The 23,772-nt window shown below is 74.6% G+C and carries 17 protein-coding genes; 11 read left to right on the top strand and 6 right to left on the bottom strand.

Annotation, left to right across the window (positions count from 1 at the left end; genetic code table 11):
* Window positions 1-1,298 (top strand): GGDEF domain-containing phosphodiesterase (locus ABZV78_RS16370; RefSeq protein WP_355639291.1); only part of this gene is annotated, 1,298 nt, incomplete at its 5' end.
* A gap of 31 nt (window positions 1,299-1,329) precedes the next feature.
* On the opposite strand, the gene ABZV78_RS16365 is transcribed toward ABZV78_RS16370, so the two are convergent.
* The gene (locus ABZV78_RS16365; protein ID WP_355639289.1) at window positions 1,330-2,349 is read right to left on the bottom strand and encodes a LacI family DNA-binding transcriptional regulator; all 1,020 of its coding nucleotides are present in this window, start codon (window positions 2,347-2,349) and stop codon (window positions 1,330-1,332) included.
* Between the two features lie 410 nt (window positions 2,350-2,759).
* Between ABZV78_RS16365 and ABZV78_RS16360 the strand changes: the two genes are divergently transcribed.
* From ABZV78_RS16360 to ABZV78_RS16350, 3 genes are all read left to right on the top strand, one after another.
* On the top strand, window positions 2,760-5,207 hold the full coding sequence (locus tag ABZV78_RS16360) for a glycoside hydrolase family 2 protein (protein WP_355639287.1): 2,448 nt from the start codon (window positions 2,760-2,762) through the stop codon (window positions 5,205-5,207).
* Between the two features lie 70 nt (window positions 5,208-5,277).
* Complete coding sequence (locus ABZV78_RS16355) at window positions 5,278-5,613, top strand: metalloregulator ArsR/SmtB family transcription factor (protein ID WP_355639285.1); 336 nt, start codon at window positions 5,278-5,280, stop codon at window positions 5,611-5,613.
* A gap of 152 nt (window positions 5,614-5,765) precedes the next feature.
* The gene (locus tag ABZV78_RS16350) at window positions 5,766-7,361 is read left to right on the top strand and encodes a SulP family inorganic anion transporter (RefSeq protein WP_355639295.1); all 1,596 of its coding nucleotides are present in this window, start codon (window positions 5,766-5,768) and stop codon (window positions 7,359-7,361) included.
* Here ABZV78_RS16350 and ABZV78_RS16345 read toward each other — a convergent pair.
* Together ABZV78_RS16345 and ilvD are read right to left on the bottom strand one after the other, a co-directional pair.
* Window positions 7,358-8,080, bottom strand: a complete 723-nt coding sequence (locus ABZV78_RS16345) for a hypothetical protein (RefSeq protein ID WP_355639283.1) — start codon at window positions 8,078-8,080, stop codon at window positions 7,358-7,360. The two genes, ABZV78_RS16350 and ABZV78_RS16345, sit on opposite strands and share 4 nt — an antisense overlap.
* A gap of 42 nt (window positions 8,081-8,122) precedes the next feature.
* Window positions 8,123-9,970, bottom strand: a complete 1,848-nt coding sequence (gene ilvD / locus ABZV78_RS16340) for a dihydroxy-acid dehydratase (RefSeq protein WP_355639281.1) — start codon at window positions 9,968-9,970, stop codon at window positions 8,123-8,125.
* 111 nt (window positions 9,971-10,081) lie between these two features.
* Here ilvD and ABZV78_RS16335 point away from each other — a divergent pair, with 111 nt between their 5' ends.
* The 4 genes from ABZV78_RS16335 (at window position 10,082) to ilvC (ending at window position 16,185) form a co-directional block, all read left to right on the top strand.
* On the top strand, window positions 10,082-12,532 hold the full coding sequence (locus tag ABZV78_RS16335) for a bifunctional diguanylate cyclase/phosphodiesterase (protein WP_355639279.1): 2,451 nt from the start codon (window positions 10,082-10,084) through the stop codon (window positions 12,530-12,532).
* A gap of 179 nt (window positions 12,533-12,711) precedes the next feature.
* A complete protein-coding gene (locus ABZV78_RS16330) occupies window positions 12,712-14,598 on the top strand; it encodes an acetolactate synthase large subunit (protein WP_355639277.1) in 1,887 nt (628 codons plus the stop codon).
* Window positions 14,598-15,113 carry an acetolactate synthase small subunit gene (ilvN, locus tag ABZV78_RS16325; RefSeq protein ID WP_046563652.1) on the top strand — a complete coding sequence of 172 codons (516 nt, stop codon included), beginning with the start codon at window positions 14,598-14,600 and terminating at the stop codon, window positions 15,111-15,113. The genes ABZV78_RS16330 and ilvN overlap by 1 nt, the downstream gene beginning before the upstream one ends.
* Before the next feature lie 58 nt (window positions 15,114-15,171).
* Window positions 15,172-16,185, top strand: coding sequence for a ketol-acid reductoisomerase (ilvC, locus tag ABZV78_RS16320; protein ID WP_212837621.1), 1,014 nt, complete (start codon window positions 15,172-15,174; stop codon window positions 16,183-16,185).
* 70 nt (window positions 16,186-16,255) lie between these two features.
* Here ilvC and ABZV78_RS16315 read toward each other — a convergent pair whose 3' ends face one another.
* Window positions 16,256-17,677 carry a hypothetical protein gene (locus ABZV78_RS16315; RefSeq protein ID WP_355639275.1) on the bottom strand — a complete coding sequence of 474 codons (1,422 nt, stop codon included), beginning with the start codon at window positions 17,675-17,677 and terminating at the stop codon, window positions 16,256-16,258.
* A 272-nt stretch (window positions 17,678-17,949) separates the two neighbouring features.
* Between ABZV78_RS16315 and serA the strand changes: the two genes are divergently transcribed.
* A complete protein-coding gene (serA, locus tag ABZV78_RS16310; protein ID WP_355639273.1) occupies window positions 17,950-19,548 on the top strand; it encodes a phosphoglycerate dehydrogenase in 1,599 nt (532 codons plus the stop codon).
* A gap of 60 nt (window positions 19,549-19,608) precedes the next feature.
* Here serA and ABZV78_RS16305 read toward each other — a convergent pair whose 3' ends face one another.
* Both ABZV78_RS16305 and ABZV78_RS16300 read right to left on the bottom strand, forming a co-directional pair.
* Window positions 19,609-19,965: a hypothetical protein gene (locus ABZV78_RS16305; protein ID WP_355639271.1), complete on the bottom strand. Its 357-nt coding sequence runs from the start codon at window positions 19,963-19,965 to the stop codon at window positions 19,609-19,611.
* A 333-nt stretch (window positions 19,966-20,298) separates the two neighbouring features.
* Entirely contained in the window at window positions 20,299-21,174 is an 876-nt protein-coding gene (locus tag ABZV78_RS16300) for an FAD:protein FMN transferase (protein WP_355639269.1), read from the bottom strand.
* 223 nt (window positions 21,175-21,397) lie between these two features.
* On the opposite strand from ABZV78_RS16300, the gene ABZV78_RS16295 reads away from it, so the two are divergent.
* Window positions 21,398-22,429: a 3-isopropylmalate dehydrogenase gene (locus ABZV78_RS16295; protein WP_355639267.1), complete on the top strand. Its 1,032-nt coding sequence runs from the start codon at window positions 21,398-21,400 to the stop codon at window positions 22,427-22,429.
* A 204-nt stretch (window positions 22,430-22,633) separates the two neighbouring features.
* Complete coding sequence (locus ABZV78_RS16290; RefSeq protein ID WP_355639265.1) at window positions 22,634-23,731, top strand: branched-chain amino acid aminotransferase; 1,098 nt, start codon at window positions 22,634-22,636, stop codon at window positions 23,729-23,731.
* Window positions 23,732-23,772 lie beyond the last annotated feature (41 nt).

Below are 23,772 nucleotides of genomic sequence, written 5' to 3'. Positions count from 1 at the left end.
GGCGGGGGGCCGCCCGGGCGGGGCGGCGGCCGCTCCTGGGGGGCCCCGGCCGGCCGCCCGCCGACGCCCCGCCCGCCGACGCCCCGCCGGTCGACCGGGCCGAGCTGGTCCACGCCCTCGTCCGGCGCGCCGGCGGCGCGCTGCTCGTGGTCGACCTGCACGGCGCCGACGAGACGGCGGTGCTGGACCGGCCGGTGCTGGCCGAGGTCGCCCACCGGCTGCGGTCCGGCTGCGGCCCGCACGACCTGGTGGCCCGGCTCACCGACACCGAGTTCGCCGTGCTCACCGACCTCGGGCCGGTGCTCGCGTACGCACTGGGCACCCGGTTGGTGGCCGCGCTCGCCGAGCCCTACCCGCGGCCCGGCGGGGTGAGCCGGGTCCGGGCCAGCGTGGGGCTGGCCGAGACCACCGGCGGTGAGCCGGAGGACGTGCTGCGTCAGGCCGACCTGGCCCGGCGGCGAGCGGTGCAGCTCGGCCGGGACCGGGTCGAGTGGTACGACGCCTACCTGGAGGAACAGCTGGTCCGCCGGCTGGACCTGGAACGGGAGCTGCCGGGCGCGGTGGCCCGGGGCGAGCTGGACCTGGTCTACCAGCCGGTGCTGGCGCTGGCCGACCGGCTGCCGGTGGGCACCGAGGCGCTGCTGCGCTGGCGCAGCCCCGCGCTGGGCACGGTGCTGCCCGAGGAGCTGCTGCCCGTCGCGGCCGACCTCGACCTGCTCGGCGAGATCGGGCGGTGGGTGCTGGACCGGGCCTGCCGGCAGCTCGCCGGCTGGTCGGAGGGGGGCCGGGAGCTGTGGATGGCGGTCAACGTCACGCCCCGGGAGCTGGCCGCGCCGGACTTCGTGGCCCGCACCGCGACCGCCCTGGCCGCGTACGACGTGCCGCCGGAGCGGCTGGTGGTGGAGGTGGCCGAGCCTTCGGTGGCCGCCGAGCTGTCCACGGTGGTGGCCCGGCTCGCCGGCCTCCGCTCGCTCGGCGTCCGCACCGCGCTGGACGACTTCCGCGCCGAGCACGCCTCGCTCGCCCAGCTCCGGCGGCTCCCCATCGACCTGCTCAAGGTGGGCCCGCACCTGGTCGGGCCGGGCGCCGACGGCCAGCGTCCGCTCATCGACGTGGTGGCCAACCTGGGCGACCGGCTTGGCCTGGAGGTGGTGGTCGAGGGGCTGGAGTCCGACGCCCAGGTGGCCGGGGCGCGCCGGGCCGGCTGCCGCTACGGGCAGGGCTTCGCGCTGGCCCGTCCGGCGCCCGCCGAGCGGGTGGAGGCGTGGTTCGAGGAGTTCCCCTCGACACCTCGCTGACCTGGCCGTTCAGCCGGATCGCTGAACCGGTTCACCGGGTGCGTGGCGGTGCGGTGCTGCCGCGCGGGGTGAGGTGGGCGGTCTCGTCCTGGAGGCCGGTCACCGGCTCGCCCGCGATCACGGCCAGGAGCTGCCGCGCGGCGTGCGCCCCGTACGCGGGGATGTCCCGGCCGAGCGCGGTCAGTGGCGGGTGCACGAGCCGGCAGAGCGGGGAGTCGTCCCAGGCCACGATGGATAGGTCGCCGGGCACGGCCAGCCCCATCTCCTGGGCGACGGAGAGCCCGGCGATCGCCATCACGTCGTTGTCGTAGATCACCGCGGTGGGCCGCCCGGCGGAGCTGAGCAGCCGGCGGGTGGCCCGCGCCCCCTCCTCGCCGGTGTAGTCGGACCAGACCGTGGTGGCCTCGTCCAGCCCGAGCCGGCGGCACACCTCGGTGAACGCGTCGGTGCGGATCTCGGTGTGCAGCAGCGAGGGGAGCCCGCCGACCCGGGCGATCCGCCGGTGACCGAGCGCGACCAGGTATTCCACCGTCTCGACCAGGGCGGCCGCGTCGTCGGACCAGACGCTGGCCAGGCTGCCGGTGTGGCCGGGGCCGCCGATCACCACGGCCGGCAGTTGCAGCTCCTCCAGGGCCGGCACCCGCCGGTCGTCGGTGCGCAGGTCGCAGACGAACACCCCGTCGACCCGGCGCTCTGCCCACCAGCGGCGGTAGACCGCGATCTCGGCCTCGTGGTCGGCCACCACCTGGAGGGTCAGCGCGTACGAGCGGGCCGACAGTTCGGCCTCCACGCCGCTGATCAGCTCCATGAAGAAGGGCTCGATGCCCAGTATCCGGGCGGGCCGGCACAGGGCCAGGCCGACCGCCTTGGCGGTGGCGCCGGAGAGCGCCCGGGCGGCGCTGCTCGGGCTGAACCCGATCTCGGCGGCGATCGCCAGGATCCGCTGGCGGGTCGCCTCGGACACGCCGGGCTGCCCGTTCAGCGCGTAGGACACCGCGCCCTTGGAGACCCCGGCCCGCCGGGCGACATCGGCGATGGTCGGCCGCTTCACCGGCGCGCTCCTCCACTCGTCCGGCCCGCGCGGGGCCCGTTTCGACCGCCGGGGGTGACCGGCGGCTGTCACGGTACTGCACCCAGGCCCCAGCCCGGTCGCCGCGGAACGGCGCGCCGTCACTTGCGCGGTTAAGCGTCCGACCCGACCCAGCGGTCCGCGCCGCGCCGCGCCTCCCGTTCCTGTTCCGGAAAGCGCTTCACCCCGCATGACTGCGCTCCCGCGGCGTTGGTCAGGTTACGGCACAGTCCCGCCGTAACCGGCCGTTGACAGTCCAGGGTGTCCCTCGTACGGTGTGCTCACTTATCCGGTTCAGTCAACATCTCTCGATCCATCGTCCCCCTGCTGGTCATGCTGTTCATCGGTGGACGTCAGATCGTCCGCGGAATCATGGAAGGCGCGGTGAAGTCGTGAGCCGTCAGTCGTTGCACGAGGGTTGGACGCTGCGGGCCGTGCCCGGTCCGCAGGTGCCGCCGGAGGTCGTCGGGCGGGCGGTGCCGGCGACCGTGCCCGGCTGCGTGCACACCGACCTGCTGGCGGCCGGCCTCATCCCCGACCCGTACCTCGACGACAACGAGAACCGGCTGGGCTGGATCGGCCGGACCGACTGGGTCTACGAGACCACCTTCGAGCGGCGGCCCGGCGACGACGAGCGGGTCGACCTGGTCTGCGCCGGCCTGGACACGGTCGCCACGGTCACCCTCAACGGCACCGAGCTCGGCCACACCGCGAACCAGCACCGCGGCTACCGGTTCCCGATCGGCCCGCTGCTCCGGCCCGGCGCCAACACGCTCACCGTGCGCTTCGACTCGCCCTACCGCTACGCGGAGGCGCAGCGGGACCGGCTCGTCGACCGGCCGAACGCCTACCCGCAGCCGTTCAACTTCATCCGCAAGACCGCCTGCAACTTCGGCTGGGACTGGGGACCGACCGTGGTCACCGCCGGCATCTGGCAGGAGATCGGGCTGCACGCCTGGTCCACCGCCCGGTTGGCGACCGTCCGCCCGCTGGTCACGGTCGAGGGCGGCACCGGCCGGGTGGAGCTGCACGTCGAGGTCGAGCGGGCGGGTGACGGCCCGCTCACCGTGCACGCCACCGTGGCCGACGCCGCCGTCGAGGTCACCGTTCCGGCGGGGGAGCGCCACGCCGTGGCGACGCTCACCGTGCGCGACCCGGCGCTCTGGTGGCCCGTCGGGCACGGCGACCAGCCGCTGTACGACCTCGACGTGACCCTCCGCGCCGGGGACGGCCGGGCGCTGGACGGCTCGTCCCGCCGGATCGGCTTCCGCTCGGTCCGCCTGGACACCGCCCCCGACGCGCACGGCTCCGCGTTCACCCTGCACGTCAACGGGGCGCCGGTCTTCGTGAAGGGGGTCAACTGGATCCCCGACGACGCCTTCCCGAACCGGGTCACCCGGGCCCGGCTCACCGAGCGCTTCACGCAGGCGGTCGGCGCGAACGTCAACCTGCTGCGGGTCTGGGGCGGCGGCCGCTACGAGTCGGCCGACTTCTACGAGCTGGCCGACGAACTCGGGCTGCTGGTGCAGCAGGACTTCCTCTTCGCCTGCGCCGCCTACCCCGAGGAGGAGCCGTTCCGCACCGAGGTCGAGGCGGAGGCGCGCGAGCAGGTCACCCGGCTCGCCAGCCACCCCTCGCTGGTGCTCTGGACCGGCAACAACGAGAACATCTGGGGCTGGCACGACTGGGACTGGCAGGATGCCCTCGCCGGCCGCACCTGGGGGCGCGGCTACTACCTGGAACTGCTGCCCGCGATCGTGGCCGAGCTGGCCCCGACCACGCCGTACTGGCCGGGCAGCCCCTGGTCGGGCAGCGAGGACGTGCACCCGAACGACCCGGCCCACGGCACCACGCACATCTGGGACGTGTGGAACACCGACGACTACACGAAGTACCGGGAATACGTGCCCCGCTTCGTCGCCGAGTTCGGCTACCAGGCGCCCCCCGCGTACGCGACCCTGCGCCGGGCCCTCTCCGACGAGCCGCTCGCCCACGACTCGCCCGGCATGAGGCACCACCAGAAGGCGATCGACGGGGACCGGAAACTCCAGCGCGGGCTCGACGCCCACCTGCCGGCGCCCGCCGACTTCGACGACTGGCACTACCTCACCCAGCTCAACCAGGCCCGGGCCATCCAGCTCGGCGTCGAGCACTTCCGCTCGCACCGGCCGGTCTGCATGGGGGCGATCGTCTGGCAGCTCAACGACTGCTGGCCGGTCACCTCGTGGGCGGCCGTCGACGGCGACGGCCGGCGCAAGCCCCTCTGGTACGCGCTCCGCCGCGCCTACGCGACCCGGCTGCTCACCGTGCAGCCGCGCGACGGCGGGCTGGCGCTGGTGGCGGTGAACGAGACCGGGGAGGTGTGGCACGCGCCGGCCACGGTCACCCGGCTCACCCTCGCCGGGGAGCCGAGGGCGAAGACCTCGGTGGAGCTCGACGTCCCCGCGTACTCCTCGGTGGTGCTGGCGCTGCCGGCGGAGCTGGCGCTTCCCGACGAGGCCCGACGGGAGCTGCTGGTCGCGGAGGCCGGGGAGACCGCGGAGCGGGCGCTGTGGTTCTTCGCCACCGACCGGGAGGTCGAGTGGCCGGCGGCGGAGCTGGACGCGACGGTCGAGCCGGCGGGCGACGCCCAGCGGGTCCGGGTGACCGCCCGGACGGTGCTGCGCGACCTGACCCTCTTCCCGGACCGGCTGCACCCGTCGGCGGAGGTCGACCGGGCCCTGGTCACCCTGCTGCCGGGGGAGTCGGCCACCTTCACCGTCACCGCGACCGTCCCGCTCGACGCGGCGGCGCTCACCGCCCGCCCGGTCCTCCGCGCCGTCAACGACCTCACCCGGTAGCGGCGCCCCGCGCCGAGTTGAAGACTTTTGCAAGTGGTAAAGTCTTCAGGGTTCTCGGGGAGGGGTCGTCGTGTCCGTGCCGCTGTACCAGGCCAAGGCGGAGCTGTTCCGCACCCTCGGGCACCCGGTCCGGATCCGGGTGCTCGAACTGCTCCAGGACGGGCCGAAGCCGGTCCGCGACCTGCTCGCCGCCATCGACGTCGAGCCGTCCAACCTCTCCCAGCAGCTCGCCGTCCTGCGCCGGGCCGGCATGGTCACCTCGCACCGGGACGGTCCGCTGGTCGTGTACTCGCTCAGCACCCCCGACGTGGCCGACCTGCTCGCCGCCGGCCGGCGGATCCTCGGCGCGGTCCTCACCGACCGGGACGCCCTCCTCGGCGAGCTGCGCGCCGAGGGGGAGCGGTGAACGCGGTGGCCCCGGGCCGGGCGGCCGCACCGGCCCACCCCGCCGCCGGCGGCCCCCCGTCCCGGCCCGGCGTCCCCGGCGGCGGGCCGCGGCGGGCCGGTCGGCTGCTCCGGACCCGGCTGTTCGGGCTGCTGCCCGGGCGGTCCGACTGGATGGCGGTACGCCGCTCGCCCCGCCGCGACCTGCTCGCCGGGCTCACCGTGGCCGTGGTGGCGCTGCCCCTCGCGCTCGCCTTCGGCGTCACCTCCGGGCTCGGCGCGCAGGCCGGGCTGGTCACCGCCGTGGTCGCCGGGGCCGTCGCCGCGATCTTCGGCGGCTCCAACCTGCAGGTCTCCGGCCCCACCGGTGCGATGACCGTGGTGCTCGTCCCGGTGGTGCAGCGCTTCGGCGCCCGGGGCGTGCTGATGGTCGGCGCGCTGGCCGGCCTGATCCTGCTCGCCCTCGCCCTGGCGCGCCTCGGCCGATACGTCCGCTACCTGCCCACCCCGGTGATCGAGGGCTTCACCGCCGGCATCGCCGTGGTCATCGCCCTGCAACAGGTCCCGGCGGCGCTCGGCGTCGCCGACGCGCACGGCGAGAAGGTCTGGGCGATGGCCGCCGACGCGGTCGCCCGGTTCGCCGCCCACCCGCGGCCGGTGGCCGTCGCCGTCGCGCTCGGGGTGGCCGCGCTGATGCTGCTCGGTGCCCGATGGCGGCCGGGCCTGCCGTTCTCGCTGCTCGGGGTGGCCGCCGCCACGCTCCTCGCCGAACTCGCCCCGGTCGACCTGGTCCGCATCGGCGCCCTGCCGCAGGGGCTGCCCGCCCCCTCGCTGGACTTCCTCGACCCCGGAGCGCTCGGCGTGCTGCTGCCCAGCGCGCTCGCGGTGGCCGCGCTCGCCGCCCTGGAGAGCCTGCTCTCGGCGACCGTGGCGGACGGGATGACCGTCGGCGAACGGCACGACCCGGACCGGGAACTGTTCGGCCAGGGCCTGGCCAATCTGGCCGCCCCGGTCTTCGGCGGCATCCCGGCCACCGCCGCCATCGCCCGCACCGCCGTCAACGTGCGGGCCGGTGCCTCGTCGAAGCTCGCCGCGCTCACCCACGCCGTCGCCCTCGCCGCCATCGTGCTGGCCGCCGCCCCGCTCGTCGGCCGCATCCCGCTCGCCGCGCTGGCCGGGGTGCTGCTCGCCACCACCGTACGGATGGTGGAGGCCGGGTCGCTGCGGGCGCTGTTCCGGGCCACCCGGGCCGATGCCGTGGTGCTGGTGCTCACCTTCGCGGTCACCGTGATCTGGGACCTGGTCACCGCGGTGGCGGTCGGGCTGGCCGTGGCCGTCGTGCTCGCGCTGCGCGCGGTGGCGCGCAGCGCCCGGCTGGAACAGGTGCCCCTCGATCCCGGCGAGCACAGCGCCGAGGAGCACGCGCTGCTGGCCGAGCACATCGTCGCCTACCGGCTGGACGGGCCGCTCTTCTTCGCCGCCGCGCACACCTTCCTGCTGGAGCTGGCCGAGGTGGCCGACGTCCGGGTGGTCATCCTGCGGATGTCCCGGGTGTCCACCGTCGACGCCACCGGCGCGCAGGTGCTCGGCGACGCCGTCGACCGGCTGCGCGGGCGGGGGATCGCCGTGCTGCTCTCCGGCATCACACCGGGCCACGACCAGGTGCTCAGCACGTTGGGCGTGGCGGCGGAGCTGCGCCGGGAGGGGCTCATCTTCCCGGACACCCCGGCCGCCATCCGCCACGCCCGCACCATCGCGCTGGGCGGCTAGCCCGGCAGGGCGGCCAGGCCGGCCAGCAGCTCCCAGCGCTCGGCGTCGCTGAGCACCGCGTACGCGGGCTCGTCCCGACGGTCGGTCTCCGCCTCGATGGCCGCGCGCTCCGGCCCGTCCGGCAGCGCCCGGATCCCGTCGGCGGTCAGCCCGGCCGCCCGCCACGCCGCCCGGTGCGCGTCGGCGCGGTGGTGGCGCAGCGACCCGAGCCGGGTGACCAGCAGCAGCACCGGCGAGGCGTCGTCCGGCTCGTACGGCGGGGACATGGCGCGGAACGCCGGCCCGCCGGTGGCCTGCCCGTGCACCAGCACCCGGCCCACGAGGTCGGCCAGCCGGGGCACGACGCCGAGGCCGGGCAGCATTCCCGGCATGGCCGACCACAGCTCCCCGGCGGCCTCGGCGGTGGCCCGCTGCGCGTAGCGGGCCAGCTCCCGGCCCAGCTCGGTGAGGTGCCAGGCGCCCTCGGCGTCCACCGTGGCCACGCCCTGGGCCAGCTCCCGGCTCAGGTCGCCGTCGGTGTAGGCCAGGCCGTCGGCGAGCGCGTCGGCCGGCATGGGCCGGGCCAGCACGCCGGAGAAGAAGCTGTTCTCAAAGCCGAGGTCCGCGCCGCGCTCGGCGTAGAACTTCTCCATCCGGGCGCGGGCGGCCCAGCGGGCGCCCACGTACACCCGGTCGATGGCCGGTCGGATCATGCGCGCGTAGCTCACGGTCGTCTCCACGCCGCCGGACCCTACCGGCGACGTGGCGACCCGTGGGGGCGGCTACTCCGGCACCCGCCGGTACGCGCCGTCGCTGGCCGAGGTGGCCATCGAGGCGTACGCGCGGAGCGCCGCGGACACCGGCCGGACCCGGTCGGCCGGGGTGTACGGGCGGTCCCGCTTCTCCTCGGCCACCCGGCGCGCCTGGAGCACGTCGTCGGGCACGTCGAGCCGGATCGACCGGGCCGGGATGTCGATGACGATCTCGTCGCCCTCCCGCACCAGCGCGATCAGCCCGCCCGAGGCCGCCTCGGGGGAGACGTGCCCGATGGACAGGCCCGAGGTGCCGCCGGAGAACCGGCCGTCGGTGAGCAGCGCGCAGGAGCGGCCCAGCCCGCGGCCCTTGAGGAACGAGGTGGGGTAGAGCATCTCCTGCATGCCGGGGCCGCCCTTCGGGCCCTCGTAGCGGATCACCACCACGTCCCCGGCGACGACCTGCTTGGCCAGGATCGCCGACACCGCGTCGTCCTGCGACTCGTAGACCTTGGCCGGCCCGCGGAAGGTCAGGCACTCCTCGGGCACCCCGGCGGTCTTCACCACGCAGCCGTCCGGCGCCAGGTTGCCGTGCAGGATGGCCAGCCCACCGTCCGCGCTGTACGCGTGCTCCCGGTCCCGGATGCAGCCGCCGGCCGCGTCGGTGTCCAGCGACGACCAGCGGTTGGTGGTGGAGAACGGCTCGGTGGTGCGCACCCCGCCGGGGGCGGCGTGGAACAGCTCGACCGCGGCCGGGGTGGCGGCGCCGCCGCGCACGTCCCAGTCGGCCAGCCACCGCTCCAGGCTCGGCGAGTGCACCGCGTGCACGTCCCGGTGGAGCAGGCCGGCGCGGTCCAGCTCGCCGAGGATGGCCGGGATGCCGCCGGCCCGGTGCACGTCCTCCATGTGGTACTGCGGCGAGTTCGGCGCGACCTTGGCCAGGCAGGGCACCCGGCGGGAGATGGCGTCGATGTCGGCCACCCCGAAGTCCAGCTCCGCCTCGCGGGCGGCGGCGAGCAGGTGCAGCACGGTGTTGGTCGAGCCGCCCATGGCCACGTCGAGCGCGACCGCGTTCTCGAAGGCGGCCCGGTTGGCGATCGACCGGGGCAGCACGGAGGCGTCGTCGGCGTCGTACCAGCGCTTGGCGATCTCCACGGCGGTGCGGCCGGCCTCGACGAAGAGCGACCGGCGGGCGGCGTGGGTGGCCAGCGTCGAGCCGTTGCCGGGCAGCGCCAGGCCGATGGCCTCGGTGAGGCAGTTCATCGAGTTGGCGGTGAACATGCCGGAGCAGGAGCCGCAGGTCGGGCAGGCGGAGCGCTCGATCTCGCCGAGCTGGTCCTCGGTGACCGCCTCGTTCGAGGAGGCAATCATGGCGTCGATCAGGTCGATCTTGGAGTGGACGACGCCCTCGATCGCCACCGTCTTGCCGGCCTCCATGGGGCCGCCGGAGACGAAGACGGTCGGGATGTTGAGCCGCAGCGCGGCCAGCAGCATGCCCGGGGTGATCTTGTCGCAGTTGGAGATGCAGACGAGGGCGTCCGCGCAGTGCGCGTTGACCATGTATTCGACCGCGTCGGCGATCAGCTCGCGGCTGGGCAGCGAGTAGAGCATGCCGCCGTGGCCCATGGCGATGCCGTCGTCCACCGCGATGGTGTTGAACTCCCGGCCCACCCCGCCGGCCTCGGCCACCGCGTCGGCGACCAGGCCGCCGAGGTCCTTGAGGTGTACGTGACCGGGGACGAACTGGGTGAAACTGTTGGCGATGGCGACGATCGGCTTGCCGAAGTCGTCGTCGGTCATCCCGGTGGCCCGCCACAGGGCCCGGGCGCCGGCCATCGTCCGACCGTGGGTGGAGGTCCTCGACCGCAGCTCAGGCATGCATACCAGTCTGACACCGCCGGCGACACGGCCCCCGCGCACGCGCGCCGTGTCCCAACAGTTGCACACCCGGTGCCCCACGGGAGGCGCCGATCCGGCACAGTTGAGGTCGTGCAGTCGTCCCCGGGCATGGTCACCGTCGCGGTGCTGAGCGGGCTCGCCGCGGCCGGCGCCGCCGCCCTGCTCGCCGCGTCGGCGCGCCGCCGGGGCGGGCCGCACCGGCGGGCCCACGTGCTGCTCGCGGCCGCCGCCGGGGTCGCCCTGCTCAGCCTGCTCCTCGGGCTGGCCGGCACGCTGGCGGCCGGCGACCACTGGGCGCACCGGCAGGGGCAGCGGACCGGCTGGGCCACCCTCGTCTCGGTCGGCACCACGCTCGCCGGGCTCGGCCTCGGCGTCACCCTCCTCCGGCTGCCCGGCACCGCCGCCGCCCGGGCGGCCACCGCCCGGCTGCTGCTCGACGGCCTGATCATGGCGGGCGCGCTCTGGTTCGTCGGCTGGGCGGTGTTCAGCCCACCGACCCGGCTGCTCGGCGACGCTACCCCGGCCCTCTGCGTACCCATCCTGCTGGCCACGGTGAGCGCGGCGCTCACCGCCGGGCTGACCCTGATCATGGTGTTGCGGGCGGCCCCGCCGCGCGGCCGGCTGGTCCTGCTCGGCGCCGGCGCCACCGGGGTGACCTGCGGCGGCCTGGGCCTGGCGGCCGGGCTCTGCCAGGCCGGTGCGGGCCTGGCCTTCGCCGGCGCCGCGGTGATCGCCGTCGGCCTGCTGGCCACCGCGCTGGCCGCGCACCGGGACGACCTGCCGCAGGTCGACGTCGACCTGATCCGCCGCGACGGCGAGTACGCCTTCGTCCCGATGTTCGCGATGGCCGCCTCCGCCATGTACCACCTGCTGCAGGGCGGTCGGTTCGACGTGTTCGGCATCGCGGCGGGCAGCGTCGAGGGCTTCGCCCTGGTGGCCCGGCAGTACCTGGCCCTCAACGACGTCCGCGCCTACGCCGGCCGGCTGGTCGAGCGGGAGGCGCACTTCCGCGAGCTGGCGCACACCGACCCGCTCACCGGCCTGGCCAACCGGCGCGGCCTGCTGCGCGCGCTGCACCGCTGCGCCGAGGCCGGCGTCCCCTGCGTGCTGCTCGGGCTGGACCTGGACGGCTTCAAGAACGTCAACGACATGCGCGGGCACGACGTCGGCGACGCGGTGCTGGCCGAGGTGGGCCGCCGGCTGCGCGGCAACCTGCGCCCGGGCGACCTGGCCGCCCGGTTCGGTGGCGACGAGTTCGCGGTGCTCATGCACGGCACGACCGAGCCCGGGCCGGTCGCCGAGCGGCTGCTCGGGGTGCTCGGCCGCCCCTACGACGAGGCCGACGGGCCGGTCTTCCTCTCGGTCAGCATCGGGGTGGCCGGCACCTGCGGGGAGACCGACGTCGAGCTGCTGCTGCGCAACGCCGACCTGGCCCTGCGCTACGCCAAGCAGCGCGGCAAGAACCGGATCGAGCGCTACGACGCCACCTACGACCAGCTGCTGCGCCGCCGCACCACGCTGGAGCACGAGCTGCGCGGCGCGATCGAGCGCGACGAGCTGCGGCTGGCCTTCCAGCCGGTGGCCTCGCTGCCCTCGGTCCGCCCGGTCGGCGCCGAGGCGCTGCTCCGCTGGCACCACCCGGAGCTGGGCAACGTCCGGCCGGACGAGTTCATCCCGCTCGCCGAGGAGTGCGGGATGATCTCCAAGCTCGGCGCCTGGGTGCTGCACCAGGCCTGCTACCAACTCTCCCGCTGGCTGGCCGACGGCCACGACGTCTGGGTGTCGGTGAACGTCTCGCCCCGGGAGCTGCACGCCCCGGAATACGTGGTGCAGGTCGCCGACGCGCTGCGCGCCCACCACGTGCCGCCGCAGCGGCTGGTGCTGGAGGTCACCGAGCACGCCGTCGCCACCGACCTGGACGAGCTGATCCGGCGGCTCACCGCGCTGCGCCTCACCGGGGTGCGGATCGCGCTGGACGACTTCGGCGCCGGCTACTCCTCGCTGGGGCAGCTCCGCCGGCTCCCGATCGACATCCTCAAGATCGACCACAGCCTGGTCGCCGAGCACGAGCCGGTCCGGCCGATCGGTCGGGACGGCCCGGCGTTCGCCCCGATGGTCGACATCGTCATGCGCCTCGGGCACCAGCTCGGCCTGGAGGTGATCGCCGAGGGCGTCACCACTCCCACCGAGCTGGCCGCCGTGGTGGCCGCCGGCTGCCGCTTCGGGCAGGGCGCGGCCTTCGGCTGGGGGGTGCCCGCCGAGCACCTGGAGGCGATGTTGGAGGCGGCCACCTCGCCGGGCAACCGCCCGACCTCGGTGCCGCCCGCCCCGCCGGTCCCGCCGGTGCGGACCGGGCCGTCGCCACTGCTGCCCCGGCTCCGGTCGAATCCGCCCGCCCAGATACCCGCGCCGCGCACCTCGAACGAGGGATCTTCGCAGGTCGCGCCGGCTGCGGAGGGCGTCTCCGGAGCCGACACGCCCACGTCCGTGAACCAGAATGTGGGATCAGTTGACTCAGCGCGTGAGATGCGTCAGGCTTAGCCGCATGTCGTCGAACCGGTCGCTGCGAGTACTTACCTGAGCGCACTCTCCCCACCGAGAGTGCGCTGGCCCCGTGCATCTGCACGTGGGCTTTTTTGTTGCCGTCGGACCATCGCCGGGACGCCCGCGTCCCATCCTGAGAAGCGCATCACCCACTCCAGCCGAAGGCATGAACCGCCATGACGAAACCCACGCCAGAGACCCTCGCCCACTCCGTCCGGCGAGCCCGCCCGGCCACCGAGCCGGCGGTTGACGCCGACCACGCCCCCGCCCCCCGCACCGGCGCCCCCCAGGCCGCCCCGGCCGTACGGCAGCCGGCTTCTGCGCAGGTCTCCGGCGCCGGGTCGCTGGTGCGGTCGCTCGAGGCGCTCGGCGTCGACGTCGTCTTCGGCATCCCGGGCGGCGCGATCCTGCCGGCGTACGACCCGCTCTACGACTCGACCGTCCGGCACATCCTGGTCCGGCACGAGCAGGGCGCCGGGCACGCCGCCACGGGCTACGCCCAGGCCACCGGCAAGGTCGGCGTCTGCATGGCCACCTCCGGCCCGGGCGCGACCAACCTGGTGACGCCCATCGCCGACGCCTACATGGACTCGGTGCCGATGGTGGCCATCACCGGCCAGGTCGCCCGCCCGTCGATCGGCACGGACGCCTTCCAGGAGGCGGACATCCAGGGCATCACCCTGCCGATCACCAAGCACAACTTCCTGGTGCAGACGGCCGAGGAGATCCCGCAGGTGCTCGCCGAGGCGTTCCACCTCGCCTCGACCGGCCGGCCCGGCCCGGTCCTGGTCGACATCCCCAAGGACGTCCTCCAGGCGCCGACCACCTTCACCTGGCCGCCCACCCTGGACCTGCCCGGCTACCGGCCCACCCTGCACCCGCACGGCAAGCAGATCCGCGAGGCGGCCCGGCTGATGACCAGCGCCCGCCGCCCGGTGCTCTACGTCGGCGGCGGCGTGCTCAAGGCCGGCGCCACCGAGGGGCTGCGCCGGCTGGCCGAGCTGACCGGCATCCCGGTGGTCACCACCCTGATGGCGCTCGGGGCGTTCCCCGACTCGCACCGGCAGCACCTCGGCATGCCCGGCATGCACGGCACCGTCGCCGCGGTCTACGGCCTCCAGAAGTCCGACCTGATCGTGGCGCTGGGCGCCCGCTTCGACGACCGGGTCACCGGCAAGCTGGACTCGTTCGCGCCGGACGCCACCGTGGTGCACGCCGACATCGACCCGGCCGAGATCGGCAAGAACCGGCACGCCGACGTCCCGATCGTGGGCGACGCCCGGCACGTCATCGACGAGCTGATCGCGGCCGTCACCACCGAGCAGGCGGCCCGGCCGGCCGCCGACCTCGCCGACTGGTGGAACCAGCTCGACGACCTGCGTGGGCGCTACCCGCTGGGCTACGAGGAGCCGGCCGACGGCACGCTCTCCCCGCAATACGTGATCAAGCGGCTGGGCGAGATCGCCGGCCCGGACACCATCTACGTGGCGGGCGTCGGCCAGCACCAGATGTGGGCCAGCCAGTTCATCTCGTACGAGAAGCCGTACACCTGGCTCAACTCCGGCGGCCTCGGCACCATGGGCTACGCCGTCCCGGCGGCGATGGGCGCCAAGGTCGGCAAGCCGGACACCACGGTCTGGGCGGTGGACGGCGACGGCTGCTTCCAGATGACCAACCAGGAGCTGGCCACCTGCGCCCTGGAGGGCATCCCGATCAAGGTCGCCGTGATCAACAACGGCAACCTGGGCATGGTCCGGCAGTGGCAGACCCTCTTCTACGGGGAGCGCTACTCCAACACCGAGCTGGGCACCCACAAGCACCGCATCCCCGACTTCATCAAGCTCGCCGAGGCGCTCGGCTGCGTCGGCCTGCGCTGCGAGAACGCCGCCGACCTGGACAAGACCATCGAGGCGGCCATGGCGATCACCGACGCCCCGGTGGTCATCGACTTCGTGGTCGGCAAGGACGCCATGGTGTGGCCGATGGTCGCCGCCGGCACCAGCAACGACGAGATCATGTTCGCCCGGGGCGTCCGCCCCGCCTTCGACGAGGACGAGCTCTGATGACGATGCACACCTTGTCCGTGCTGGTGGAGAACAAGCCGGGTGTCCTGGCCCGGGTGTCCGGGTTGTTCTCCCGGCGCGGGTTCAACATCGACAGCCTCGCCGTGGGGGAGACCGAGAACCCCGACGTCTCCCGCATCACCATCGTGGTCAACGCCGAGTCGTCGCCGCTGGAGCAGGTGACCAAGCAGCTCAACAAGCTGGTCAACGTACTCAAGATCGTCGAGCTGGACCCGCAGGTCTCGGTGGCCCGGGAGCTGCTGCTGGTCAAGGTCCGCGCGGACCGCAACGCCCGGGGCCAGGTGCTGGAGACGGTCGCCCTGTTCCGCGCCCGGGTGGTCGACGTCGCGCCGGACACGCTGACCATCGAGGCCACCGGCACCCCGGACAAGCTTGACGCGCTGCTGCGTGACCTCGAGCCGTTTGGCATCAAGGAGATGGTCCAGTCCGGCACGGTGGCCATCGGGCGTGGCTCCCGCTCCATCACCGCCGGCCCGGCGCTGCGCGCCGCCTGATTCGCACCCCACCAGATTTCGACGGGCCGACGGGCACCGCCGTACGAAAGGGAAGTCAATGAGCGTTGAGGTGTTCTACGACGACGACGCCGACCTGGGCCTGATCCAGGGCCGCAAGGTCGCCGTGATCGGCTACGGCAGCCAGGGCCACGCCCACGCGCTGTCGCTGCGCGACTCCGGCGTCGACGTGGTGATCGGCCTGCCCGCCGGTTCGAAGAGCCGGCCGAAGGCCGAGGAGCAGGGCCTGCGCGTGCTCACGCCGGCCGAGGCGGCGGCCGAGGCCGACGTGATCATGATCCTGGCGCCGGACACCGCCCAGCGCGGCCTCTACGCCGAGGCGATCGCCCCCAACCTGGCCCCCGGCAAGGCGCTCTTCTTCGGCCACGGCTTCAACATCCGGTACGGCCTCATCAAGCCCCCGGCCGACGTGGACGTGGCGATGGTCGCCCCGAAGGGCCCCGGCCACCTGGTCCGCCGCCAGTACGTCGACGGCAAGGGCGTGCCCTGCCTGGTCGCCGTCGAGCAGGACGCCAGCGGCAACGCCTTCGGCCTGGCCCTGGCCTACGCCAAGGCGATCGGCGGCACCCGGGCCGGCGCCATCCGGACCACCTTCACCGAGGAGACCGAGACCGACCTCTTCGGCGAGCAGGCGGTGCTCTGCGGCGGCGCGGCGGCGCTGGTGCAGACCGGCTTCGAGGTGCTCACCGAGGCCGGCTACGCCCCCGAGGTGGCCTACTTCGAGTGCCTGCACGAGCTGAAGCTCATCGTCGACCTCATGTACGAGGGCGGCATCGCCCGGATGCGCTACAGCATCTCGGACACCGCCGAGTACGGCGACCTCTCCCGCGGTCCCCGGGTCATCGACTCCCGGGTCAAGGAGGAGATGCGCAAGATCCTCGGCGAGATCCAGTCCGGCGAGTTCGCCCGCGAGTGGGTGGCCGAGGACGAGGCCGGCCGGCCGAACTTCGCCAAGTGGCGGGCCGAGGGCGCGGCGCACCCGATCGAGGAGACCGGGCAGAAGCTGCGCGCCATGATGAGCTGGGTCGACCGGCCCATCACCGAAACCGCCTGAGCCCGCCTCAGGCAGCTCCGACGCGGCCCGCGGCCCGACGCTCTCCCCGGCGTCGGGCGGCGGGCCGCCGTCACTCCCGGGCCGCGGACAGGGTCTCCGCCTCGGCGGCGGCGTGCTCCGCCTCGTCGGCGCGGCCCAGCGCCAGCAGGGCGCGGGCCAGGTTGCGCAGGGACCGCTCCAGCAGCGCGCGGTGCCGCGGGTCGGCCGTGGCCAGCTTGCGGGCCAGCTCCACCGCCTCCCGCCCGGCGGTCACCCCGTCCAGCCCGGCGATCCGGTCGCGCGGCGGGCCCTCCGGGTGCGCGTCCGCGGCCGGCGCGTCGAACGCGGTCATCGACAGGACCAGGTTCAGCGCCTCGACCAGCAGCGGCCGGAACACCTCCGGCAGGTGCTCGGCCCACCGCCGGCAGACGGTGAGCGCCTCGTCCAGGAGCGGCCCGACCGCGTCCCACCGCCGGTCCACGATCCGCGCGGCGGCGAGCCGGACCAGGCCGGCGGCAAGCTCGATGTCGTTGGCATCCCGGGCCACCTCGACCGCCTCGGCGAGCCGGTCGACGCCCGCCTCGCGCTGCCCGCACCGCAGCAGCAACTGCCCGTGCACGCGGAGCGCCGCGGCCAGCTCGCCACGTCGGGCGGGGAGCTGCTCCCGCCGTCGGTCGACCGCCTCCCCGGCGGCCCGCAGAGCCGCGTCCGGCTCGCCCAGCTCCGCCCGGCACTCCGCCTCGACCAGCAGCGCCTGCGCGGTCAGCGCGCGCCCGTGCGCCGGCTGGACGATTCGCAGCCACTCCCGGCCCTCCCGGGAGACGTCGAGCAGAGCGAGCGCGTCCCGGGCGCGGCCGGTTGCGGCCAGGCTGCCGGCGAGGTCAGCCGCCGCGATCGCTCCCATCGAGTGCCACCGCAGCCGCTGGTAGCGGGAGAGCGCCCGGAACGCGTCCCACGCCTCCTGCCGCACGGCGAGCGCCGGCTCGGGCCGGCCCAGCGCTGCCTGGCAGTCGCCGATCACCAGCAGCGTCCTGGCCCGCCGCATCCGCTCCCACTCGTCCAGTGGGGCGGCGGCGTCCCAGGTGGCCCGGGCGCGCAGCGCCAGCGTCAGCGCCTCGCGGAAGTCACCACGGGCGGACAGGTGACCGGCCAGCCCTCCCCGGGCGGCGGCGAGCACCACCAGGGCCGCCCGGTCGGGCGCGTCCTCGACGTACCCGATGGCCTCCCGGAGCTGGTCGACCGCCTCGGCCATTGCCTGCGCGTCGGGGACACCGACCCGGGCCACCAGTGCCCGGGCCAGGTCCACCCGGTGCCGGTCCGGGCGGTCCGCGGCGAGTCGGCGGCACAGCGCCACCGCCTCCTCGCCGGAGGCGGAGCGGCGGGCCGTCCCGCCGGGCAGTCCGCTCACCAGTTGGGACCGGGTGACCAACGCCTCGGCCAGCCACGGCCCCCAGCGCAGCGGGCGCCGCCGGGCCAGCGGACGGAGCAGTGCGATCCGGACCACGAGCGACATCGGTGGCTCCCTCCCGCGCGGCTGCTGGCTCCCGTTGTACCGGGGGCACGCCAGCCGGTCCCGGGTGAACGGGGGATGACGGACGTGCGACGAGCCTGTGTGAGGGCGCTCACCCCGCGGTCCGCGACCCGGAGGGCGGGCCGACCCCTACCATCCTTGGTGAGGTGCTGCTCCAGCCGGCACCCGACGGCCACGGCACGGATCGGCGCAGGGCGCAGCGCGGCGTCCCGACGCCCCAGGCCGACCAAGAAACCGAGCGTCTACGAGGACCGATGAATCCTGTCGTACTGATCGCCGAAGAACTCGCTCCCGCCGCCATCGAGGTGCTCGCGCACGACTTCGACGTGCGCCACGTGGACGGCACCGACCGCCCGGCCCTGCTCTCCGCGCTCTCCGAGGCCGACGCGGTGATCGTACGCAGCGCCACCCAGATCGACGCCGAGGCGATCGCGGCGGCCCCGCGGCTGAAGGTGGTCGCCCGGGCCGGCGTCGGGCTGGACAACGTCGAGGTGCCGGCCGCCACGGCGCGGGGCGTCATGGTCGTCAACGCGCCCACCTCCAACATCGTCTCCGCCGCAGAGCAGGCGGTGGCGCTGCTGCTCGCCGTGGCCCGCAACACGGCCAGCGCCAGCGCCGCGCTGAAGGCCGGGGAGTGGAAGCGGTCGAAGTACACCGGCGTGGAGATCCAGGGCAAGACCGTGGGCGTGGTCGGCCTCGGTCGCATCGGCGTGCTCTTCGCGCAGCGCATCGCCGCCTTCGGCACCCGCCTGATCGCGTACGACCCCTACATCCAGCCGGCCCGCGCCGCGCAGCTCGGCGTCCGGCTGGTCGGCCTGGAGGAGCTGCTCCGGGAGAGCGACTTCATCTCGATCCACCTGCCCAAGACCCCGGAGACGGTGGGCCTGATCGGCGAGAAGGAGCTGGCGATCGTCAAGCCGGGCGTCCGGATCGTCAACGCCGCCCGCGGTGGCCTCGTCGACGAGCAGGCGCTCGCGAACGCGATCGCCGAGGGCCGGGTCGCCGGCGCCGGCGTCGACGTCTACGCCAAGGAGCCCTGCACCTCCTCGCCGCTGTTCGCGTTCGACAACGTGGTGGCCACCCCGCACCTGGGCGCCTCCACCGCCGAGGCGCAGGACAAGGCCGGTCTGGCCGTGGCGAAGAGCGTCAAGCTGGCGCTCCAGGGCGAGTTCGTGCCGGACGCGGTGAACGTGCAGGCCGGCGGCGTGGTCGCCGAGGACGTCCGGCCGCTGCTGCCGCTGGCCGAGAAGCTGGGCCGGGCCTTCACGGCCGTCGCCGGCGGGGTGGCCGCCAGCGTCACCGTCGAGGTGCGCGGCGAGATCGTCACCAACGACGTGTCGGTGCTCAAGCTCGCCGCCACGAAGGGACTGTTCAGCTCGGTGGTGGAGGAGCAGGTCACCTACGTCAACGCGCCGCACCTGGCCGCCGAGCGGGGCGTCGAGGTCACCCTCGCCACGCAGGCCGAGACGGTCGACCACGCCAACCTGGTGACCGTCCGCGGCGCGCTGCCGGACGGCCGGACGGTCAGCGTCTCCGGCACGGTGACCCACACCGGCACCCGCGACGTGCTCAAGCTGACCGAGGTGGACGGTTTCGACGTCGAGATCGGCGCCGAGGGCATCCTGGTCTTCCTGCGCTACGTGGACCGGCCGGGCGTGGTCGGCACCGTCGGCACGCTGCTCGGCGAGGCCGGCGTGAACATCGCCGCCATGCAGGTGGCCCGCCGCGAGGCCGGCGGCGAGACGCTGATGACGCTCACCGTCGACCAGGCGCTCGGCGCGGACCTGCTCACCTCGGCGGCCGACTCGATCGGTGCGGTCGCGGCCAGCGCGGCGGACCTGCGCGACGAGTAGTCCGCCCACGACACATCGGGGGCCCGGCCGGACGGCCGGGCCCCTCGTCGTATCCGGGGGTCAGGGCGTGACGCGGGCCGGTGGCGGGTAGACCGAGCCGTCCTGGGCGTCGAAGAGCATCAGGTCGTGCTCGCCGGCCAGCCGCTCGATGTCCAGCAGCACCTCGTCGGCGCAGGTGGGGAAGAGGTTCATCTCCAAGTGGTCGCCGGCCGCGTGCAGCGGGGTGACCTCCCAGGGCGTGCCCGGTCCCGCCGGACGGTCGGGATAGCTGGCCGTGATGGCCCGGTAGAAGGCGACCACCCGCGGGTCGGGGTACCGCTCGCCGTGCCGCCCCTCGCTGCACCGCTGCACCGCCGCCCGCACCTCGTCGGGCGTGGCCCCGGCCGGCAGGGCCCACACGCTCAGATCGAAACTCACGGCGGACAGCGTGCCATCCCCGGTCCGCGCCGTCACCCCTGCCCCGCCGCAGGTTGACTCGCCGATAACCGACAGGGCGCCCGACGGTCCGCTGTGGAGGCTCTTGCGTCGAGTTACGTCGATTCGCTAGCGTACCCGTGCGGTCACTGGCTGAGTCGATACCCCGGCCCGTCTTCGGGTGGCGCGGTCGGCCGTCCGGCCCACCGGCCCGCACCCCTCGATTGCGCGAGCCACGCGCACTCGTCGCTGACCGGCCCTCACGGTCGTTGCCGAGACCGTGGGGGCCGATCGCGGTTCATGTCGCGGATGCGAAGGCGGGGCGGCCCTCCACGGTCAGCGCCGGCGGTGGGCGAAGAGCGCCCGGTAGTCCGAGCCGTTGCGGAACCAGGCCAGGCCGGCCGGGCCGGCGGCGAACAGGGCGGTGGCGTAGGCGTCGGCCACCGCGAGATCCGGGCCCATCACCGTGGCGGCGACCATCTGGTCGGCCGGCTCGCCGGTGTGCGGGTCCACCACGTGCCCCCGCCGCCCGCTCACCCCGGAGGTGCCTACCGCGCCGGCGGTCATCTCCAGCACCAGCGGCGCCCGGTGCCCGTCGGTCGGGTGGTGCACCGCGACCCGCCACGGGCCGCCGTGCGCGGCGTGGCCCCGCACGGTCAGGTCGGCGCCGGCGAGCACGGCGTAGTCGTGCACGCCCGCGGCGCGCAGCCGGGCCGCGGCCCGCTCCACCGCCCAGCCGCCGAGCAGGCCGCCCGGGTCGAAGCCGCCCGGCACGGCCCAGGCGTCGAACCACCCGTCGGTCGCCGCCCGCATCGCGGCGCAGCGGTCCACCAGGTCCGCGAGCGGCGGGTACGACTCGGGGCCGATCTCACCCCGGCGCAGCTTCGACACCAGGCTGTCCGGCTGATTCGGCCCGTAGGTGAGGTCGATGGCGCGCAGCTCGGCGACGGCGTCCCGGAGCGCCTCCCCGACGCCCCGGCGGCCCAGCCACTCGGGCGCGTTGAGCAGCAGGGAGTATTCCGCGGTGGAGGTGCGCACGGTGTGCCGGACGCTGATCCGGCCTCCGGCGGTGCCACCGGCCCGCTCCAGCCGGTGGCTGCGGGTGCCGAGGCGCAGGTCGGGGCGGCGCTGGCGGAAGGCGGACTGGTCGATCCACCGGGTGCGGGGCTGCTCGTCCGTCCAGCGGGCCCGCCGCTGCTCCTCGATCCGCATGACACTGCTCCCTCGCTGACCACGCCGCAGCGTCGCGGCGAAAGCCGGTCACGGGCCCCCGTCGACCCTGTCCCCACTGACCCTAGGCAGCTGACATGACCGCACCATGAATGCCACCTGGGAGACTCCTGTGCATCCGAGTATCCCGAATGCTGGAAGACGCGTACCGGGAGCCGGGACGGCGACGTACGGTTGCGCGGAACGACGAGGTGAGGAGCGCCAGGTGGCACGCATCGCGGTGGTGGCCGGGGACGGCATCGGACCCGAGGTGGTCGGGCAGGCCCGCAAGGTCATCGACGCGGTGCTCCCCGGGGTCGAGGCCACGGAATACGACCTGGGCGCGGCCCGCTACCACCGCACCGGCGAGGTGCTGCCCGACTCGGTCCTCGACGAGTTGGCCGGGCACGACGCCATCCTGCTCGGCGCGGTCGGCGACCCCACCGTGCCCCCAGGCGTGCTGGAGCGGGGCCTGCTGCTCAAGCTCCGCTTCGCCTTCGACCAGTACGTCAACCTCCGCCCCTCCCGACTCTGGCCCGGCGTCGCCGGCCCGCTGGCCGCCGTCAAGCCCGGCGAGGTCGACCTGGTGGTGGTCCGCGAGGGCACCGAGGGCCTCTACGCGGGCGCCGGCGGCTCGCTGCACCGGGACACCCCGGCCGAGGTCGCCACCGAGGAGAGCCTGAACACCCGGCACGGCGTCGAACGGGTGATCCGCGACGCGTTCGCCCGGGCCCGTCGCCGGGAGCGGCGCAAGGTCACACTCGTGCACAAGACCAACGTGCTCACCCACGCCGGCTCGCTCTGGGCGCGCGCCTTCGCGGACGTCGCCGCCGAGCACCCCGACGTGACCACCGAATACCAGCACGTCGACGCCGCCGCCATGTTCCTCGTGACCAACCCGTCGCGGTACGACGTGGTGGTCACCGACAACCTCTTCGGCGACATCCTCACCGACATCGCCGCCGCGGTGACCGGTGGCATCGGGCTGGCGGCCAGCGGCTGCATCAACCCCGAGGGGCGCTACCCGTCGATGTTCGAGCCGGTGCACGGCTCCGCGCCGGACATCGCCGGCCGGGGCGTCGCCGACCCGGTGGCCGCGGTGCTCTCCGCCGCGCTCCTGCTCGACCAGCTCGGCCACGCCGACGCCGCCGCGCGGGTCACCGCCGCGGTCGGCACCGAGCTGGCCGGCCGTACGTCCGGCGCGCCGCTGCGCACCGAGGAGGTCGGCGACCGGCTCGCCGGGTACGCCGTAGCCTGACCGGGCCGTCACCTCGGCCCGGGATCGGGCCGCCAGACCCGTACCCGGGCCCGCTTGAGTTCCGGTCCCGGCCGGGCCGCCCGTCCGGCGCGCGATGTGCCGGGGCGGAGCTATCCGCTGAACGACCGTTCGGGGTAAGTTTCTGGCACCAGTGACGTCGGCGTGCGATCCCGCATGCCGTGGACCCGCAGGGAGGTCAGCGCGATGAGCGGTGGTGACAAGCTCGATTTCGAGATCCGTCCGAATCCCGCGCCGGTATCCGCCGCCGACCGGGCCGCCCTGCTGGCGAACCCGGGCTTCGGTCGGGTGTTCACCGACCACATGGTGACCATCCGCTACGCCGAGGGCAAGGGCTGGTACGACGCCCGGGTGGAGGCGCGCGCGCCGATCCCGATGGACCCGGCCGCCGCGGTCCTGCACTACGCGCAGGAGATCTTCGAGGGGCTGAAGGCGTACCGGACCGGCGACGGGTCGGTGACCATGTTCCGCCCGGAGGCCAACGCCGCCCGCTTCGCCGCCTCCGCGCACCGGCTGGCGATGCCGGAGCTGTCGGCGGAGACATTCGTCGAGTCGCTGCGCCGGCTGGTCGAGATCGACCAGGACTGGATTCCCGAGCACGAGGACGCCAGCCTCTACCTGCGCCCGTTCATGTTCGCCAGCGAGGTCTTCCTCGGCGTCCGCCCGGCCAACGAATACCTCTACTGCGTGATCGCCTCGCCGGCCGGGGCGTACTTCGCCGGTGGGGTCAAGCCCGTGACGGTCTGGGTCTCGCCGGACTACACCCGGGCGGCCCCCGGCGGCACCGGCGCGGCCAAGTGCGGCGGCAACTACGCGGCCTCGCTGGCCGCGCAGGCCGAGGCCATCGAGGCCGGCTGCGACCAGGTGGTCTTCCTCGACGCGGTGGAGCGGCGTTTCGTCGACGAGCTGGGCGGCATGAACGTCTTCTTCGTCTACGACGACGGCACGCTGGTCACCCCGCCGCTGACCGGCACCATCCTGCCGGGCATCACCCGCGACGCGATCCTCACCCTGGCCGCCGAGTCGGGGCACCGGGTCGAGGAGCGGCCGGTCAGCTTCGCCGACTGGCAGGCCGACGCGGCCAGCGGGCGGCTGCGCGAGGTGTTCGCCTGCGGCACCGCCGCCGTCATCACGCCGATCGGTGGGGTGCGCTTCCCGGACGGCGAGTTCCTGATCGGCGGCGGCGAGCCGGGCCGCTCCACCATGGCGCTGCGGCAGAAGCTGGTCGACATCCAGCGCGGCCGCGCCGAGGACCGGCACGGCTGGGTCTCCCGCGTCCTCTGACCGTCCACCCGCTCGTCCGCACGGCCGGCTCCGTTTCGACG

This window comes from Micromonospora sp. NPDC004540, assembly GCF_040610095.1.
GTDB lineage: Bacteria > Actinomycetota > Actinomycetes > Mycobacteriales > Micromonosporaceae > Micromonospora.
This window is presented reverse-complemented; position numbering and strand designations above follow the sequence as displayed.